General features: G+C 67.5%; 16 protein-coding genes and 1 pseudogene. 12 read left to right on the forward strand and 5 right to left on the reverse strand.

From position 1 onward, the window contains the following. Window positions 1–71: 71 nt before the first annotated feature. The 3 genes from F1D05_RS36120 to F1D05_RS36130 all read left to right on the forward strand — a co-directional run bounded on the left by F1D05_RS36120 (window position 72) and on the right by F1D05_RS36130 (window position 3420). Window positions 72–977: a phosphotransferase family protein gene (locus tag F1D05_RS36120; protein WP_185444728.1), complete on the forward strand. Its 906-nt coding sequence runs from the start codon at window positions 72–74 to the stop codon at window positions 975–977. A 251-nt stretch (window positions 978–1228) separates the two neighbouring features. Beyond that, entirely contained in the window at window positions 1229–2707 is a 1479-nt protein-coding gene (gene rpsA / locus F1D05_RS36125; RefSeq protein ID WP_185444729.1) for a 30S ribosomal protein S1, read from the forward strand. 146 nt (window positions 2708–2853) lie between these two features. Continuing rightward, window positions 2854–3420, forward strand: coding sequence for an isochorismatase family protein (locus tag F1D05_RS36130; protein WP_185444730.1), 567 nt, complete (start codon window positions 2854–2856; stop codon window positions 3418–3420). A 61-nt stretch (window positions 3421–3481) separates the two neighbouring features. On the opposite strand, the gene F1D05_RS36135 is transcribed toward F1D05_RS36130, so the two are convergent. The 5 genes from F1D05_RS36135 to F1D05_RS36155 form a co-directional block, all read right to left on the reverse strand. Then, the gene (locus tag F1D05_RS36135; protein ID WP_185444731.1) at window positions 3482–4066 is read right to left on the reverse strand and encodes a DUF664 domain-containing protein; all 585 of its coding nucleotides are present in this window, start codon (window positions 4064–4066) and stop codon (window positions 3482–3484) included. Between the two features lie 68 nt (window positions 4067–4134). Beyond that, window positions 4135–4578 (reverse strand): SRPBCC family protein, encoded by a 444-nt coding sequence (locus F1D05_RS36140; RefSeq protein ID WP_185444732.1) that lies wholly within the window; start codon window positions 4576–4578, stop codon window positions 4135–4137. Window positions 4579–4610: 32 nt separating this feature from the next. Beyond that, entirely contained in the window at window positions 4611–4949 is a 339-nt protein-coding gene (locus F1D05_RS36145) for an ArsR/SmtB family transcription factor (protein ID WP_185444733.1), read from the reverse strand. Next, window positions 4946–5407, reverse strand: a complete 462-nt coding sequence (locus F1D05_RS36150; protein ID WP_185444734.1) for an SRPBCC family protein — start codon at window positions 5405–5407, stop codon at window positions 4946–4948. The genes F1D05_RS36145 and F1D05_RS36150 overlap by 4 nt, the downstream gene beginning before the upstream one ends. A gap of 78 nt (window positions 5408–5485) precedes the next feature. Further along, complete coding sequence (locus F1D05_RS36155) at window positions 5486–6583, reverse strand: winged helix-turn-helix domain-containing protein (RefSeq protein ID WP_185444735.1); 1098 nt, start codon at window positions 6581–6583, stop codon at window positions 5486–5488. A 102-nt stretch (window positions 6584–6685) separates the two neighbouring features. Between F1D05_RS36155 and F1D05_RS36160 the strand changes: the two genes are divergently transcribed. The 9 genes and pseudogenes from F1D05_RS36160 to uvrB all read left to right on the forward strand — a co-directional run bounded on the left by F1D05_RS36160 (window position 6686) and on the right by uvrB (window position 15665). After that, window positions 6686–8032 carry a dihydrolipoyl dehydrogenase family protein gene (locus tag F1D05_RS36160; protein ID WP_185444736.1) on the forward strand — a complete coding sequence of 449 codons (1347 nt, stop codon included), beginning with the start codon at window positions 6686–6688 and terminating at the stop codon, window positions 8030–8032. A gap of 2 nt (window positions 8033–8034) precedes the next feature. Further along, window positions 8035–8472: a DUF4440 domain-containing protein gene (locus F1D05_RS36165; protein ID WP_185444737.1), complete on the forward strand. Its 438-nt coding sequence runs from the start codon at window positions 8035–8037 to the stop codon at window positions 8470–8472. A gap of 44 nt (window positions 8473–8516) precedes the next feature. Further along, window positions 8517–9113: a dephospho-CoA kinase gene (gene coaE, locus F1D05_RS36170; RefSeq protein WP_185444738.1), complete on the forward strand. Its 597-nt coding sequence runs from the start codon at window positions 8517–8519 to the stop codon at window positions 9111–9113. 190 nt (window positions 9114–9303) lie between these two features. Further along, window positions 9304–10515, forward strand: coding sequence for a PrsW family glutamic-type intramembrane protease (locus tag F1D05_RS36175; protein WP_185444739.1), 1212 nt, complete (start codon window positions 9304–9306; stop codon window positions 10513–10515). Continuing rightward, on the forward strand, window positions 10512–11543 hold the full coding sequence (locus F1D05_RS36180; protein ID WP_185444740.1) for a hypothetical protein: 1032 nt from the start codon (window positions 10512–10514) through the stop codon (window positions 11541–11543). Before F1D05_RS36175 ends, F1D05_RS36180 begins: the two co-directional genes overlap by 4 nt. Next, window positions 11540–12580, forward strand: a complete 1041-nt coding sequence (locus F1D05_RS36185; RefSeq protein ID WP_185444741.1) for a hypothetical protein — start codon at window positions 11540–11542, stop codon at window positions 12578–12580. Before F1D05_RS36180 ends, F1D05_RS36185 begins: the two co-directional genes overlap by 4 nt. A gap of 43 nt (window positions 12581–12623) precedes the next feature. After that, window positions 12624–13487 carry a hypothetical protein gene (locus F1D05_RS36190; RefSeq protein ID WP_185444742.1) on the forward strand — a complete coding sequence of 288 codons (864 nt, stop codon included), beginning with the start codon at window positions 12624–12626 and terminating at the stop codon, window positions 13485–13487. A gap of 98 nt (window positions 13488–13585) precedes the next feature. Next, window positions 13586–13786, forward strand: a pseudogene (locus tag F1D05_RS43330) (DEAD/DEAH box helicase family protein); the annotation flags it as partial. A 334-nt stretch (window positions 13787–14120) separates the two neighbouring features. Beyond that, a complete protein-coding gene (gene uvrB / locus F1D05_RS36195) occupies window positions 14121–15665 on the forward strand; it encodes an excinuclease ABC subunit UvrB (protein ID WP_428994983.1) in 1545 nt (514 codons plus the stop codon). Window positions 15666–15697: the final 32 nt, after the last annotated feature.

A 15697-nucleotide genomic window follows, 5' to 3' on the forward strand; every position in this document is an offset into this window, starting at 1 on the left:
CACCCTTTCCGAAACTGCGGTAGCGAAAGAGATTCTCGTAGGTTGTCGAGGCGGACTGGCAGGATCGCCTGGTGGATGGATTTGAGGCGATTGCTGCCAGCGCTGTGCCGTTGACGGGTGGATACGGCGGTGAGACGTACGCCGTGAGCGCCGCCGGGGAAGATGCCGTACTGCGGTTGTACGTGCGCCATCCCGAGCGGGCCGCCGTGGATGTCTCGTTGATGAGACTCGTCCGTGGACTGCTGCCGGTGCCGCGGGTGCTCGACGCGAAGCCGGAGGTGTCGGAGGAGGGGCCTCCTTATGTACTGACCGAGCGGCTGCCCGGGGTGAACCTGGAGAAGTATCTGGAGACCGCGGGAGAGGCGCAGCGGCAGCGGGTGGGGGAGCAGCTCGGGGAGCTGCTGGTGCGGCTGAGCGGGATGCCGTTCCTGGTGTTCGGGGAGTTCACCGGGCAGGAGCTGACGATCTCGCCGTTCGGCGCGGGCGGGCTGACCGAGTGGTTCGGGCAGTACGTCGAAGATCTGGGACTGACCCGCGACCAGGTCGATGCGATGCGCGCCGTCATGGACAGCGCGGAGGATCTTGCCGCGACCGGGGTGGACCGGGTCTGTCTCGTGCACAGCGACTTCAATCCGAAGAATCTGCTGGTCGACCCGGCCACGGCCGAGATCACCGGGCTGATCGACTGGGAGTTCGCGCACGCGGGCTCGCCGTACACGGATCTGGGGAACCTGCTGCGGTTCTGCGACGATCCGGTGCTCGGCGGGGCGGTGCTGAGCGTCGTACGGGCTGCTGGTCCGGAGCTCGGCGACCAGTTGGTGGAGCGTGGCCGGGCGGCCGATCTGTGGGCGCTGATCGACCTGGCGAGCCGGCCGGCGGCCAATCCGGTGGCGGCCGCGGCGCACGCCCTGATCACCCGGATCGCCGACACGGGCGACCTCGCGGGCGGCCGGATTCGCTGGGACGTCGTACATTGAGATCAGGTGTTATCGAGTGGCACGTCGGGCGACCTCGGCGGGCAGCCGGTGCGGCCGGGTGCCCCGGGTTGCCCTGCCCGAGTCAATAGCCGTATTCTGTGAGATGCGCTATGGGCCCGCGCGACCTCGGACGGAGCAGGCTCGTGCTCGCAGCAGTCGGCGGTTTTTCCTCCTAGGCAATCCTTCGGCGTGCGATCCAACAGCCCTTGCGCACCCGTACGACACCATCAGCCCACGGAGCAACCCACCACATGACGGCCAGCATCGAGGCACCTCTCGACCCCGCAGTACGCACCACCCCGCAGGTAGCGGTCAATGACATCGGGTCGGAGGAAGACTTCCTCGCGGCGATCGATCTGACCATCAAGTACTTCAACGACGGCGACATCGTTGAAGGGACCATCGTCAAGGTCGACCGGGACGAGGTTCTCCTCGACATCGGTTACAAGACCGAAGGCGTCATCCCCTCGCGCGAGCTGTCGATCAAGCACGACGTCGACCCCAACGAGGTCGTCAACGTGGGCGACCACGTCGAGGCGCTTGTTCTCCAGAAGGAGGACAAAGAAGGCCGTCTGATCCTGTCCAAGAAGCGCGCTCAGTACGAGAAGGCGTGGGGCACGATCGAGAAGATCAAGGAAGAGGACGGCGTCGTCACCGGCACCGTCATCGAGGTCGTCAAGGGTGGACTCATCCTGGACATCGGCCTCCGTGGCTTCCTGCCTGCCTCGCTGGTCGAGATGCGCCGGGTCCGCGACCTCCAGCCGTACGTCGGCCAGGAGATCGAGGCCAAGATCATCGAGCTCGACAAGAACCGCAACAACGTGGTTCTGTCGCGTCGCGCGTGGCTGGAGCAGACGCAGTCCGAGGTGCGGATGAACTTCCTCACCCAGCTGCAGAAGGGCCAGATCCGCAAGGGTGTCGTCTCCTCGATCGTCAACTTCGGTGCGTTCGTGGACCTCGGCGGCGTCGACGGTCTGGTGCACGTCTCGGAGCTGTCCTGGAAGCACATCGACCACCCGACCGAGGTGGTCGAGGTCGGCCAGGAGGTCACCGTCGAGGTGCTGGACGTCGACATGGAGCGCGAGCGCGTCTCGCTGTCCCTGAAGGCGACCCAGGAAGACCCGTGGCAGCAGTTCGCCCGGACCCACCAGATGGGCCAGATCGTGCCCGGCAAGGTCACCAAGCTGGTTCCGTTCGGTGCGTTCGTCCGCGTGGAGGAGGGCATCGAGGGTCTGGTGCACATCTCCGAGCTCGCCGAGCGTCACGTCGAGATCCCGGAGCAGGTTGTCCAGGTCAACGACGACGTGATGGTCAAGATCATCGACATCGATCTCGAGCGTCGCCGGATCTCGCTGTCCCTGAAGCAGGCCAACGAGGGTGTTGACCCCGTGTCGGACGACTTCGACCCCACGCTTTACGGCATGGCGGCGACGTACGACAAGGAAGGCAACTACATCTACCCGGACGGGTTCGACCCCGAGACGGGCGAGTGGCTCGAGGGCTTCGACAAGCAGCGCGAGGAGTGGGAGCGGCAGTACGCCGAGGCCCACACGCGCTGGGAAGCCCACAAGAAGCAGATCGAGGACGCCAAGACGGCGGACGTCGAAGCCGGCGAGGCCTCGACCTACTCCTCGACCGCCGAGCCGAAGGACGACGCTCCCGTCGAGGGCGCGCTGGCTTCCGACGAGGCACTGCAGGCGCTTCGCGAGAAGCTGACCGGCCAGGGCTGAGTAACTCAGTAACACCAGCCGAGACCCCCGCACCCTTTTGGGTGCGGGGGTCTCGCACGTATTAAGCCCCCGCTTCGCGGCCGAGCTGTCGGCGGGTGGGATTAGCCTGGCGGCGTTCTGGAATTGCAGTTTGCTGGGAGGGCATCGTGACGACGCTCGAGGATCGGCCGAATTCGGCTCTGCTTGTGATCGACGTGCAGAACGGCGTGGTGGGGGAGGCGTACGAGCGGGACAAGGTGGTCGGCAACATCAGTGCGCTGGTCGACAAGGCTCGGGCCGACGGGGTCGAGGTGGTCTGGATCCAGCACAGCAGCGACGAGCTGACCCAGGGCAGCGAGAACTGGGAGTACGTGCCTGAGCTGGTACGACGTGAGCCGGAGCCGCTGGTGCACAAGACCTACGCGGACTCGTTCGAAGAGACCGACCTCGAGTCGGTGCTCGCGGAGCGCGGCATCGGCCGGCTGTTCGTGTCCGGTGCGCAGACCGACGAGTGCATCCGCTCGACGCTGCACGGAGCGATCGTCCGCGGCTACGACGCGACGCTGGTCGGCGACGCGCACACCACCGAGGACCTGACCGAGTACGGCGCACCGACGCCCGACAAGGTGATCGCCCACACCAACCTGTACTGGCAATACCACCGCGCCCCCGGCCGGACAGCAGGCACGGTCAACACCGCCGACATCAACTTCACCACCAGGCCCAACGCCTGACTTCCAGCCAGGCACTACCTCGGGCCGAGTGCCGCCCGAGGTGGCGGGGGCTCCTGGGTGGCTAGTGGGGGAGGGTGTAGCTGCCTGATTCCGCGTGCCAGTTGGCGGGTGGGTCTTCGCCGGTGCGGCCGTCGACGGCTTCGCGGAGGAGGTCGGCGTGGCCGGTGTGGCGGCCGTATTCCTCTAGTTTGTCGAAGATGAGGCGGCGCAGGCTGGCGTGCCGGCCGTCCGGCCAGGAGATGTGGGCCGGTTGGTCGAGACCGCCGTTCGCCAAGGCCTCGGCTACCGACGCGCGGGCACGGTCGACGGCACCGTCATAGAGCGCGTAGAGCTCTTCCGGGGTGTCGTCGGCAGCCGAGGTGAACTCCCAGTCGTCGTCCTCGTTCCACGCGGTGGCGTCCCAGGGCGGACCGATCGGCTTCCCGCTCAGCTTGGTCGTGAACATGTAGTCCTCTTGTACGGCGAGGTGCTTGAGCAGCCCGCCGAGCGTCAGCGAGGAGACGCCGATCCGGGTCTGCAACGCAGCCGCGTCGAGGCCGTCGGCCTTCCAGCGGAAGGTCGTGCGCTGCCGTTCCAGCGCTCCGATCAGGTGCTCGACCTCGGTCCCGGCAGTCGGCGGTTCCCACGGGTATTCGTTAGTGGTCATGTCGCCACCGTAGAACGCGTTCCGGACGATCCGCTTCCGGAACCGAGAAGCGGATCCTCCGGGACGGCTCAGTGCCAGTCGCTGATCTGAACGTCCTTGGGGGAGGGGAAGCCGGCGCCGGTTTCGACCAGGGACTTCAGGCTCAGCAGGTAGGACGCCCACTTGGTGCTGCAGTGGTACATGAACTCCACCGGCTCTTTCCAGCCGAGGTGTTCGAAGAGGACGACCGTGTAGTCGCCGCTCTGCTTGAGGGTCCAGTTGACCTTCGTGCCGACCCACTCCTCGGGCCCCTCGACGACCTCCCAGCGCACCAGTTCGCCAGGCTGGAGTTCGAGGACCTTCATGCTGAAGCCGCCGGGCACGAACTGGAAGTCGATCACGCCGCCGACGTCGGCCTTGCCGGTGGTGTCGGTCGTCCACCAGCCCGCGAGACCGTCGATCGTGGTCAGAGCTTGGTAGACGCCGTCCGGGGAGGCGGTTTCGGTGGCGATGCGGTGCAGGATGTCTGACATCTCGGTACTTCTTTCTTTGAAGACTGAAGGTTTCAGTGCTCTTGGCTGCGCTGGATCGCCTCGGCGATCCGCTTGATGCGCCGCAGTCGGGCGTCCCAGGTGGCCCCGACTGTGGACAGCTGTGCCACAGCGCGAGCCAGTTGGGTGTCGTCGACCCGGTATCGCATCTCACGGCCGGCAGGCGTGACGTGGACCAGGCCGACCCGGTCCAGTACGCCGAGATGCTTCGCGACCGCCTGCCGCGTCACCGGCAGTTGCTCGCTGAGACTGGTCGCGGTGCCTTCGCCCGCCGCGAGCAACAGGTCGAGCATCCGGCGCCGGGTCGGGTCTCCGATCGCGGACCAGAGGTCGTCGTCGATGGCGGTGCTCATCGCGTCGACGCCAGCCGTGCGGCGTACTCGGCCAGGCGGGGGACGAAGATGTCCCAGCCTTCACCGTGCTCCCGGTACGCCTCCTCGAGCACAGCGATCTCCCAGCCCTTCTCGCGGAAGCCGGACTCGGTCAGCCGGAGCTTCGTCCCGTTGCCGGACGGGACGAGATCGATGGTCACCAGCAACGAGGTACCGGCGGTCGGAGCCACGTCGTAGACCCAGCTGAAGGAGAACCTGCGCGGCGGATCGGCCTCGACGACGGTGAAGGCCTCGACGTGTGACCGCGGGTTCTCCTTGTCGCCCCAGGCGAGCTCACCGATCGCACCGGGGGTCGCCGACGTCAGTTCCGCTTCGTCGGCCCACCACTCCTGGATGTGCTCGGGGCTACTGACCACCTGGAAGACGATCTCCGGCGTGGCGTCGATGTGGATCTCGCGCTCGATGGTTCCGAACTCCATGGTCTCCCGCTTTCTGCAACGTTTGGTTGCACATAACGTAGACCACGATCACCGAGTAGCGCAACCATTGGTTGCAGATCAGGAAGGCGGGAGGTCGACCTTGCCGAGTTTCAGCCAGTCGGCCAGGTCGTCGAGTTCGGCGTGCACCGCCTTGGTGATGGCCCTGGTGAACTTCACGTCCTGGTGGATCGCGTTGACGCGGAGTACGGAGGCCTTCTTGTCGCCGATCACGTCGACCTTCCCGACCAGCCGATCACCGTGCAGCACCGGCAGGGCGAAGTAACCCCACCGGCGTTTGGCGGCCGGTTTGTACATCTCCAGCGTGTACTCGAAGTCGAACAACTCCACCGCGCGGACCCGGTTGTGGATCAACCGGTCGAACGGCGAGACCAACGCGGTACGGCCTTCGAAGCCGGACGCTGCCAGCGCGGCCGGGTCCACTTGCCACACGCCCTTGGTGTCCTCTACCTCGACCGGCTCGCCGACCTCCCCGACGATCGCCGGCTCCACCGGGACCGCGGTGCCCTTGGCGCGGGCGATGCCGAGCGACCGGAGCCTTCGTTCGTTCTTGAGCCGCTCTGCTTCGGCAGTGGCCGGCACCACGACGTCCGCCGGGTACACCCGTTCCGGCAGGTCCCAGACCCGCTCGCGCCCGACCCGGCCGGCGATCGCCACCTGGCCGCGCATCATCATGTACTCCAGCATCTGGGTGACGTTGCGGTTGTTGGTCCAGCCGGTCGATGCCCACGGCACCGGACAGGTATCCGGCACCTCCCGCGAAACCACCGGCCCGCGATCGCCGAGCAGCGCGAGGATGTCGCGCTGGAAGGACTCGTTGGCGCGCATCCACTCCCGCATCCCGGCGTGGCTCGGCCAGTCGGCGGCGCCGGCGAGATAGAGCCCGACGTCGGCCATCGGCCTGATCAGCGCGTTGTGCTCGAACAGGCTCCGCTCGACCTCCACGGCCTGCTTCAACTGCCCAGGCTCGTACGCCGGGCCGAGGCGGCTCCACGCCACCAGATCGGCGCTCGGGGCAACCGCCGAGGTCGGGTCGATCTGCAGCAACGTCAGCTGCCGGACCATCGCGACCAAATCGTCCGGCCGCGCCGCCTCCAGCAACTGCGCCCGGACGGCGATCTGCCGTGCCTGCTCCCGAGTTATCCGGCGTATGCCCATCCCCGAAGGCTAGCGATGCCCGGCGACACTTCGCTTCCCGGCGATCTGGTACGACTGTTGTCAGTGCGGTCCGCATCTACGACGACATCGAAGGGCCTGCAGATGAGTGACTACGACGTCATCGTTGTTGGTGGTGGCTCACCGGGGGAGCACTGCGCGGGGGAGCTGGTCGACCGCGGCCTGCACGTCGCGCTGGTCGAGCGCGAGCTGATCGGCGGCGAATGCTCGTACTTCGCGTGCATCCCGTCCAAGACGCTGCTGCGCCCCGGCGAAGCGGTACACCAGGCGCGCGAGGCGCTGTCCACAGCGGAGGTCGACGCCGAGGCGGCGCTGGGCTGGCGGGACTTCATGGTCTCCGACTACTCCGATGCCGGCCAGGAGCAGTGGCTGGCAAGCAAGGGCATCGACCTGCTGCGCGGTACGGGCCGGCTCGCCGGGACCGGGGTGGTGGAGGTCGGTGGCACGCAGTACACGGCCCAGAACGTCGTACTGGCTACCGGTTCGGACCCGATCATCCCGCCGATCCCGGGCCTGAGAGAGCTCGACGGTGTGTGGACGAATCGTGAGATGACCGCCATGAAGGCTGTTCCGCGTCGCCTGCTGGTGCTCGGTGGCGGCCCGGTCGGTGTCGAGATGGCTCAGGCCGTACGGCGGCTCGGTGGCGAGGTGGCGCTGATCAACAACGGCGATCACCTGCTCGGCAGGGATCCGGCGCCGCTGGGCGAGGCGCTCGGTGAGGTTCTCCGCCGCGACGGGGTCGAACTGGTCCTCGGGCTGCGGGCGACCGCAGTACGGCGGGACGGTGAGGACTTTGTGGTCACGTTGGCGGACGGTCGCGAGTTGCGTGGTGATCGGCTCCTGGTCGCCACGGGCCGGCGGCCGCGGGTGGACGGGATCGGACTGGAGTCTGTGGGTCTCGAGGTCGACGGGAAGGGCGTACAGGTTGATGAGTATCTGCGCGCTGCCGAGCGGCTCTGGGCTGTTGGTGACGTCACCGGCGTACGGCTGCTGACGCATGTGGGGAAGTATCAGGGCGATGTCGTGGCCTCGAATATCGCCGGTGAGAAGCGGAAGGCCAACTACGAGGCCATCCCGAATGTCGTCTACACCGACCCGCAAGTGGCCTCGGTCGGTGCGGTCGAGGCTCCCTTCAGCGCCACGACCGCACTGAAGGATGTTGCCAAGACGGCTACCTACACGCGCGAATACGCCGAAAACAACGGCTTCTTGACGCTGCTGAGCGATGGGGAGCGGTTGACCGGTGCCTATGCGGTCGGGCCTGAGGCAGGCGAGTGGCTGCAGCAGGCCACGCTCGCCATCCGAGCCCATGTGCCGGTGGAGGTCGTGGCCGACACGATCCAGCCGTTCCCGACGTTCTCGGAGATCTATGTCGCGACGTTGAAGACGTTGCGCCAGCAGATCGCGGCTTCTGATCCAGGAAAGGCCTGAGCATGCGTTCCGACGATCAGACGGCGATCGAGAACGTCGTCCGGACCTTTTTCGCTGCCTTCACCTCCGGAGGGCCGGAGGTGAAAAGGCGGCTCGACGCGCTGCGGGAGGCGTTCGTGCCCGAGGCTGTGATCGTCCGCACCTGCGGCATGGAGCCCGCGATCTATGGCGTCGACGAGTTCATCGCGCCCCGGGAGACGCTGCTCACGAGCGGCACGTTGGTCGACTTCAAGGAGTGGCCGGTCGACGGACGCGTCGAGGTGTTCGGCGACATCGCCCACTGGTTCGGTAGCTACGCGAAGGAAGGCGTGCAGGACGGCAAGCCGTTCACCGGCCGGGGGATGAAGACGATCCAGTTCATCCGTACGCCGGAGGGCTGGCGGATCAGCGCAGCGGCCTGGGACGACGAACGCCCCGGACTCACGATCGAGGACCACTGACCCGGCGACGTCGGCCGCGCAGTACGCCGTACTAAGGTGCTCGGGTGCTGAGAGTCGGGCTTACCGGGGGTATCGGGGCGGGCAAGAGTGCTGTGTCGCGGCTGTTGGGGGAGCGCGGCGCGGTGGTGATCGACTCCGACGTGCTGGCGCGGGAAGTCGTCGCGCGCGGCACCGACGGGCTGGCCGAGGTGGTCGACGTGTTCGGTGACGTGCTGACCTCGGAGGGCGAGCTGGATCGGCCCGCGGTGGGGCGGATCGTGTTCGGGGATGCGGACGCCCGGCGGAAGCTGGAGGCGATCATCCATCCACGGGTACGGGCCAGGGCTGCGGAGATCGAGGCGGCGGCGCCGGAGGACGCGGTCGTCGTGCATGACATCCCCTTGCTGGTGGAGACCGGCCAGGCGGACAAGTTCGAGCTGGTGCTGGTGGTCGACGTCGCACCCGAGTTGCAGCTGCAGAGGCTGACCGAGCTGCGCGGAATGACTGACGAGGAAGCGAAGCAGCGGATCGCGAGTCAGGCGAGCCGGGAGGATCGGCTGGCGGCGGCTGATGTCGTGGTCGACAACTCCGGCAGCCTCGGCGAACTGGCGCGGCGGGTCGACGAGATCTGGGCCGACCTGAGCCGGCGCGCGGCGGGCTAGGGCGGCCGTCAGTACTGCGACCGAGGCCACGGTACGGACACGAAAGGGTGACCCTTGCGCGGGAAATGATGATTCCCGGCCGACCTGTACGAGAATCTCTGCTGGTTCGCCCGGCCCGAGCGCCGGTCGGCCTGACCATCCCTCGGCGCGTTCGCGCGTCGGTCCGCAAGTCCAAGGTTGGGAGGATGGCGTGGAATGTCCGCGCTGTAGCTCTGCCGTTCCTGAGGTCTCGCATTTCTGCCACCACTGTGGCAACGATCTGCAGACCCAGGACGCGGGGCGGAAGAAGGCGTACGCCGCCAGACCGGATGAACCGGTCGCGTCGTTCAAGCTGGTTTCGACGATCATGCCGCAAGGTGCCGGCCGTCAGCCGTACACGTACAAGGTCGCACTCGGCGTCGCCCTGCTGCTGACCGTCGTACTGGCCGCGCTGGGTGCCCTGCCGGTGGCGATCATGGTTGCCGCCTTCGCCATCCCGATCGTCTATATCCTTTACCTGTACGACGTGAACCTGTGGGAGGACGAGCCGATCCCGGTCGTCGCCGCGGCGTTCCTGCTCACCGGCGTACTGGCTGCCGTGTTCACCTGGTTGTGGTCCGACAAGCTCGGCCTGTCGAGCGACACGATCGGTTCGAACAGCGCCGGGCCGGCCGGTCGCGACCTGCTCATCCTGATGCTGCTGGTGCCGGTCGTCTCCGAGCTCGTCCGGCAGATCGGCCCGCTCTACCTGGCCTCCCGGCCCCGGTACGACGACCTGATGGACGGCTTCACCTTCGGCGTCGTGGCCGGTGTCGGCTACGCGTGCTTCGAGACCCTCGTCCTGCACTGGAGCTGGATCAGCGGCGGCTTCGCCGGTCCGGGCAGCAGCGCCGGTACCTGGATCTCGATAGTCGTCCTGCAGGGTTTCGTGAAACCGCTCATCTACGGTTCGGCGACGGGCCTGGCGGCCGCGGAGTTCTCCGGCCTCGGTGAGAAGTACGACGGCTTCACCCCGCGCTGGGTGGTCGGCCTGGCCCAGGCGATGGTGGTGAACGCACTGTTCCAGGGCGGCGTCTACCTGCTCGGCTTCGTCGGCGGGCACGGCTCCACCATCGGCGCGATCCTCGGTGTCGTCTGGGGCGTCGTCCTGCTGGGCGCGCTGATCATCCTGGTCCGCACTGTGCTGCACAAGGGTCTGCTCGAAGCGGCGCTGGAGTCGGCCGCTCGCGGTGGCTCCAACCACGCCTCCGGTGAGCTCGCGTTCTGCTCGCGCTGCGAGATGCCGCTGCTGCCGCACTCCGACTTCTGCTCGGCCTGCGGTAACTCGGTCCGTTCCGTGCCGAAGGCAGAGCGCGGAGTGGCTGTGCAAGGGAGTGGACCGGCGGCAGGCTTCGAAGGATCGACTGGGGAGACGCAGGCATGAGCAACCAGCAACCGCCGTACGGTCAGCCCGGCCAGCCGGGTCAGCCGGGGCAGCCGGGGCAGCCGCCCTACGGAGGGCAGCCCGGCTACGGTCCGCCGCCGCAGGGGCCGCCGCAGGGTCAGCCGGGTTATGGTCGGCCGCAGCAGCCGCCGCCGGGCTACGGCCAACCGCCGTACCAGGGGGAGCCCCCGCAGGGGCAGCCCCCGCAGGGTCGACCGCCGCAGCAGCCGCCGTACCAGGGGCAGCCGCCGCAGCAGTACCCGGGACAGCAGGGTCAGCCCACTCAGCAGTACCCCGGCCAGCAGTACCCGCCGCAGCAGCAGTACCCGGGGCAGCAGCAGTGGGGTCCCGGTCCTGGTCAGCAGTTCGGTCAGCGCCGTGGCGGCCAGGGCAGCAAGAAGATCCTGCTGCTCGCCGGTGGCGGTCTGGCCGCGGTAGCGGTCATCGGTGCCGTCCTGGCGCTCGTGTTCGGTGGCGGTGACGACGACAACGTCCAGCCGGACCCGACGCCGACCAGCCAGCCCACCGACCAGCCGACCGGTCAGCCGACGGCGAACGCGGACGAGGGCATCGAGGTCGGCGAGGGCGTCTTCGTCAAGCCGCAGACGGGCTACATCCGCAAGAGCATCACCGGGTTCAAGGGCGTCTACCTGCTCAAGCAGAGCGAGGCCTACTTCATGGTCGAGGCGTTCAAGGCGGGTCCGGACGAGACCACCGCGACGCTGCTGCCGCAGCTGATGGCCGCGGAGAAGAAGGCCGTCTCGTCGAGCACCTTCAAGCCGAACGCGGCGAAGGAGACCAAGCCGGGTCCGGACGACAAGACCGACGTCAAGCTGCTCACCACCCAGAGCTACGAGGCGATGTCGAGCAGTCAGAACGGCAGCGTCCCGGTGATCGGCTACATCGCGATCATCGAGCGCAACGACGGCGTGATCACGATCGTCAAGGTGTATGGCCGCAAGGACAAGAAGGACACCATCCAGCCGGACTCGACCGCGATGCTGCAGTCGGTGCTCAAGAGCCAGTGAACGGAAAGCGCGACAAGGGCCCGGACAACCCGTGGGTCCGCAAGGTCGACCCCGAGGACGAGGGAGCAGCTTCCGAACCGGAGCTGCCCCCCTCGCCCTGGTCCCTCGAGGTCCCGCCCCGCCCGTCGCCCTGGACCGACACCCCCGGTACGCCGGGCGCAACCGAGCCTGGCGTTACCGGTACGCCGGGGTGGGGGACGCCGAGTTCCCCGAGCGCGCCCGGTACAGCCGGTACGCCGGGTGCTGGTGCACCTGGTTCCGGCGGTGCGCATGGCTCGGCGGATCCCGCTGGGTGGGGGCGGAAGTCCGCTGGGGATCCGGGTGCGGGCGATACCGGAGTACAGGGTGGTCCTGCTCGGGAGACCAGCTCGGCTTGGGGTGACAAGGTCGGGCCGCCTTCGCTACGCCGGCCGGAGCCGGTCAAGAAGGCCCCGAAGACTCCGCCGTTGCTGATTCCCGTTGTCGCGGGAATTGCCGTGGTGGCGCTCGTCGCGGTGGCTTTGATCGTGCTGACCGGCGGTGACGACACGGCGGATCCCAAGCCGTCGCCGTCGGCGACCGTGACCACGCCGCCGCCCTCGCAGTACACACCGCCGGCCAACGCGCTGCCGGTCGCCTTCGGTGTCACGGTCGTGCCGGTCAGCGGCTGGAGTGTGCTGGTCCGGGAGACCCAGGGCAAGCAGCTCGTGACGTACGCGCCGAACGGTGAGCCGCGGGCGTTCTTCTGGATCCGGCAGAAGCAGAACGTTACGGCGAAGAACTACATGCTGGCGATCGTCGAGGGCGAGACCCAGAACGAGGTCAACGAGATGGGTAACCCGCGGAACCTGGCGTGCCCGCGCGACGTCATGGTGGAGTGCATCGCGATCAGCTACACCTCGACCTCCAAGGGCGTGAAGGTCCAGGGGTTCGTGGAGGCCTACCAGCGCAAGGACGGGGTCACCACCGCGATCGACTTCCGGACCCGGGTCGACTTCGCCCCGAAGGCCGAGGCCGACGCGGCGCTGATGAAGGCCTCGGTCGTCGACAGCATCTGAGCACTGCTCACATCCCGCCCGTTCAAACACCGCGAGAGATCACATGAGTCAGCAGTACGGACCGCCCCAGGGCCAGCCTGGACCGCAGTACCCGACCGGGCCGCAGTCGCAGGCCGGATCGCAGGTCCCGCAGTACCAGGGCGCGCCGCAGTACCAGGGTGCCCCGCAGTTCCAGTCGGGCCCGCCCGGGCCGAGCGGATGGAAGCCGGGGTATCGGCGCCCGGCGACGTCGAACCGGACCCAGTGGATCGTGATGGGTGGCGCGGTGCTGGCCGTCGTACTGATCGCTGCCGGCGTGATCATCCTGGCCGGCGGCGGCAAGAAGGACCCGGCGAGTACTCCGGTCGCCGGCGATTCGCTGACACCGGATCCGGTCGGCACGCTCTATACCCCGCCGACGCCGTCCCCCACCGAGCCGGTGATCACGAAGGGCCCGTACGACAAGGGCGTGGAGATCGGTGGTGGAGTCTGGTTCACGCCGGCCAAGGGCTGGGTCAGGGACTCGGACAAGACCCGCTCCGGGTTCAACTACCTGCTGCCCGAGCCCGGCCGGGCCGGTGCGATCGACGGCTGGTTCTGGATCCGGCAGACGAAGCTGATGGGTGCGAAGGCGTTCGCGGATCACCTGGTCGACGTCGAGTCGAACAACCTCGAGCACGTGGTGATCAGCAAGGGCGGCTACCGCAAGTGCACGAACAAGGCGCTGAAGCTTTGCTACGCCACCAACTACTCCGCGGTCGTGCCGGTGAAGGGGAAGCCGCCGGTGGTGTTCTCGGGCTTCATCCAGACCTTCGAGGACCAGAACGGCCAGACCACGGCGACCGACTCTGCGCTGCAGCGTGAGGTCTGGGCCAAGCGCAAGCAGGAGGTCCTCGCGATGAACGGAACCCTGGTCCGGAGCTTCTGACTCTGCGGTACTGAATGGCTTCGCTGGGTCATTTTCGGAAACTGTCGGTGCGGGGTCGTACGGTTGGGGGCATGAGACAGGTCACCGATCTCCAGCGTATGGTCGCGCCTCTTAAGGTCGTGTCCGACTTCGACCCGGCGGGCGACCAGCCGGCTGCCATCGCGGAGCTGGAGAGGCGGATCAACTCCGGCGAGCAGGACGTCGTGCTGCTCGGTGCCACCGGTACGGGTAAGACGGCGACGATGGCGTGGCTGGCGGAGAAGATCCAGCGGCCGATGCTGATCCTGCAGCCCAACAAGACGCTGGCGGCCCAGTTCGCGACCGAGCTGCGGCACTTCTTCCCCGCGAACGCGGTCGAGTACTTCGTCTCGTACTACGACTACTACCAGCCCGAGGCGTATGTCCCGCAGACGGACACCTACATCGAGAAGGACTCCTCGATCAACGAGGAGGTCGAGCGGCTCCGGCACTCCGCGACCTGGTCCCTGCTGACCCGGCGCGACGTCGTCGTGGTGGCGACCGTGTCCTGCATCTACGGTCTGGGTTCGGCCGACGAGTATCTGAACCGGATGATCCACGTGAAGGTCGGCGACGAGATGGATCGCGACGGGCCTGCTCCGCAAGCTGGTCGGCGTGCAGTACGCGCGGAACGACCTGGCCGGCACCCGTGGCACGTTCCGGGTCCGCGGCGACACCCTCGAGGTGTTCCCGGTCTACCAGGAGCTGGCCGTCCGGGTGGAGTTCTTCGGCGACGAGATCGAGCGGGTGATGACGCTCCACCCGCTGACCGGCGAGGTGCTGAGCGAAGAGGACGAGCTCTACATCGGCGCCGCGACGCATTATGTGACCGCGCCCGAGAAGATGGAGCGCGCGATCACCGGCATCGAGGCCGAGCTCGAGGAGCGGCTGGCCGAGCTGGAACGCGGTGGCCAGTTGCTGGAAGCGCAGCGGTTGCGGATGCGGACGACGTACGACATCGAGATGATGCGCCAGATCGGGACCTGCTCCGGGATCGAGAACTACTCCCGGCACACCGACGGCCGCGAGCCAGGGACGGCGCCGCACTGTCTGCTCGACTACTTCCCCGAGGACTTCCTGCTGGTCATCGACGAGTCGCACGTCACCGTGCCGCAGATCGGCGGGATGTACGAGGGCGACATGTCCCGCAAGCGGACGCTGGTCGAGCACGGGTTCCGGCTGCCGTCGGCGATGGACAACCGGCCGCTGCGCTGGGAGGAGTTCCTGGAGCGGATCGGCCAGACGGTCTACCTGTCGGCGACACCGGGTCAGTACGAGCAGGACAAGTCGGACGGCTTCGTCGAGCAGATCATCCGGCCGACCGGCCTGATCGACCCCGAGGTGATCGTCAAGCCGACCAAGGGCCAGATCGACGACCTGATCCACGAGATCCGGATCCGGACCGAGCGCAACGAGCGGATCCTCGTCACCACACTGACCAAGAAGATGTCGGAGGACCTGACCGACTACCTGCTGGAGATGGGAATCCGGACCAGGTACCTGCACAGCGAGGTGGACACGCTGCGCCGGGTCGAGCTGCTCCGCGAGCTGCGGATGGGCGAGTACGACGTACTGGTCGGCATCAACCTGCTGCGTGAGGGCCTGGACCTGCCCGAGGTGTCGCTGGTCGCGATCCTCGACGCGGACAAGGAAGGCTTCCTGCGGTCGGGACGGTCGCTGATCCAGACCATCGGCCGGGCCGCCCGAAACGTGTCGGGTGCGGTGTTCATGTATGCCGACAAGATCACGCCGTCGATGGAGATGGCGATCGACGAGACCAACCGGCGGCGCGCGAAGCAGGTCGCGTACAACACCGAGCACGGGGTCGACCCCCAGCCGCTGCGGAAGAAGATCGCCGACATCACCGACATGCTCGCCCGCGAGGACGCGGACACCGCCGAGCTGCTCGGCAGCGGCCGCAACCAGAGCCGCGGCAAGGCGCCGACACCGGGCGGCCTCAAGGGCAAGGTGGGGGAGAAGGCGAAGGAGCTGGCCGGCGGCATGCCGTCGTCGGACCTGGCCGACCTGATCCAGCAACTCACCGACCAGATGCACAACGCCGCCGCCGAACTCCAGTTCGAGGTGGCCGCCCGCTACCGCGACGAAATCTCCGAACTCAAAAAGGAACTCCGCCAAATGGTCAACGCCGGCGCGAAGTAGCCCCGTCCCGGTGCGGGAGCCACCTCCCGCAC

This window comes from Kribbella qitaiheensis, from assembly GCF_014217565.1.
GTDB lineage: Bacteria > Actinomycetota > Actinomycetes > Propionibacteriales > Kribbellaceae > Kribbella > Kribbella qitaiheensis_A.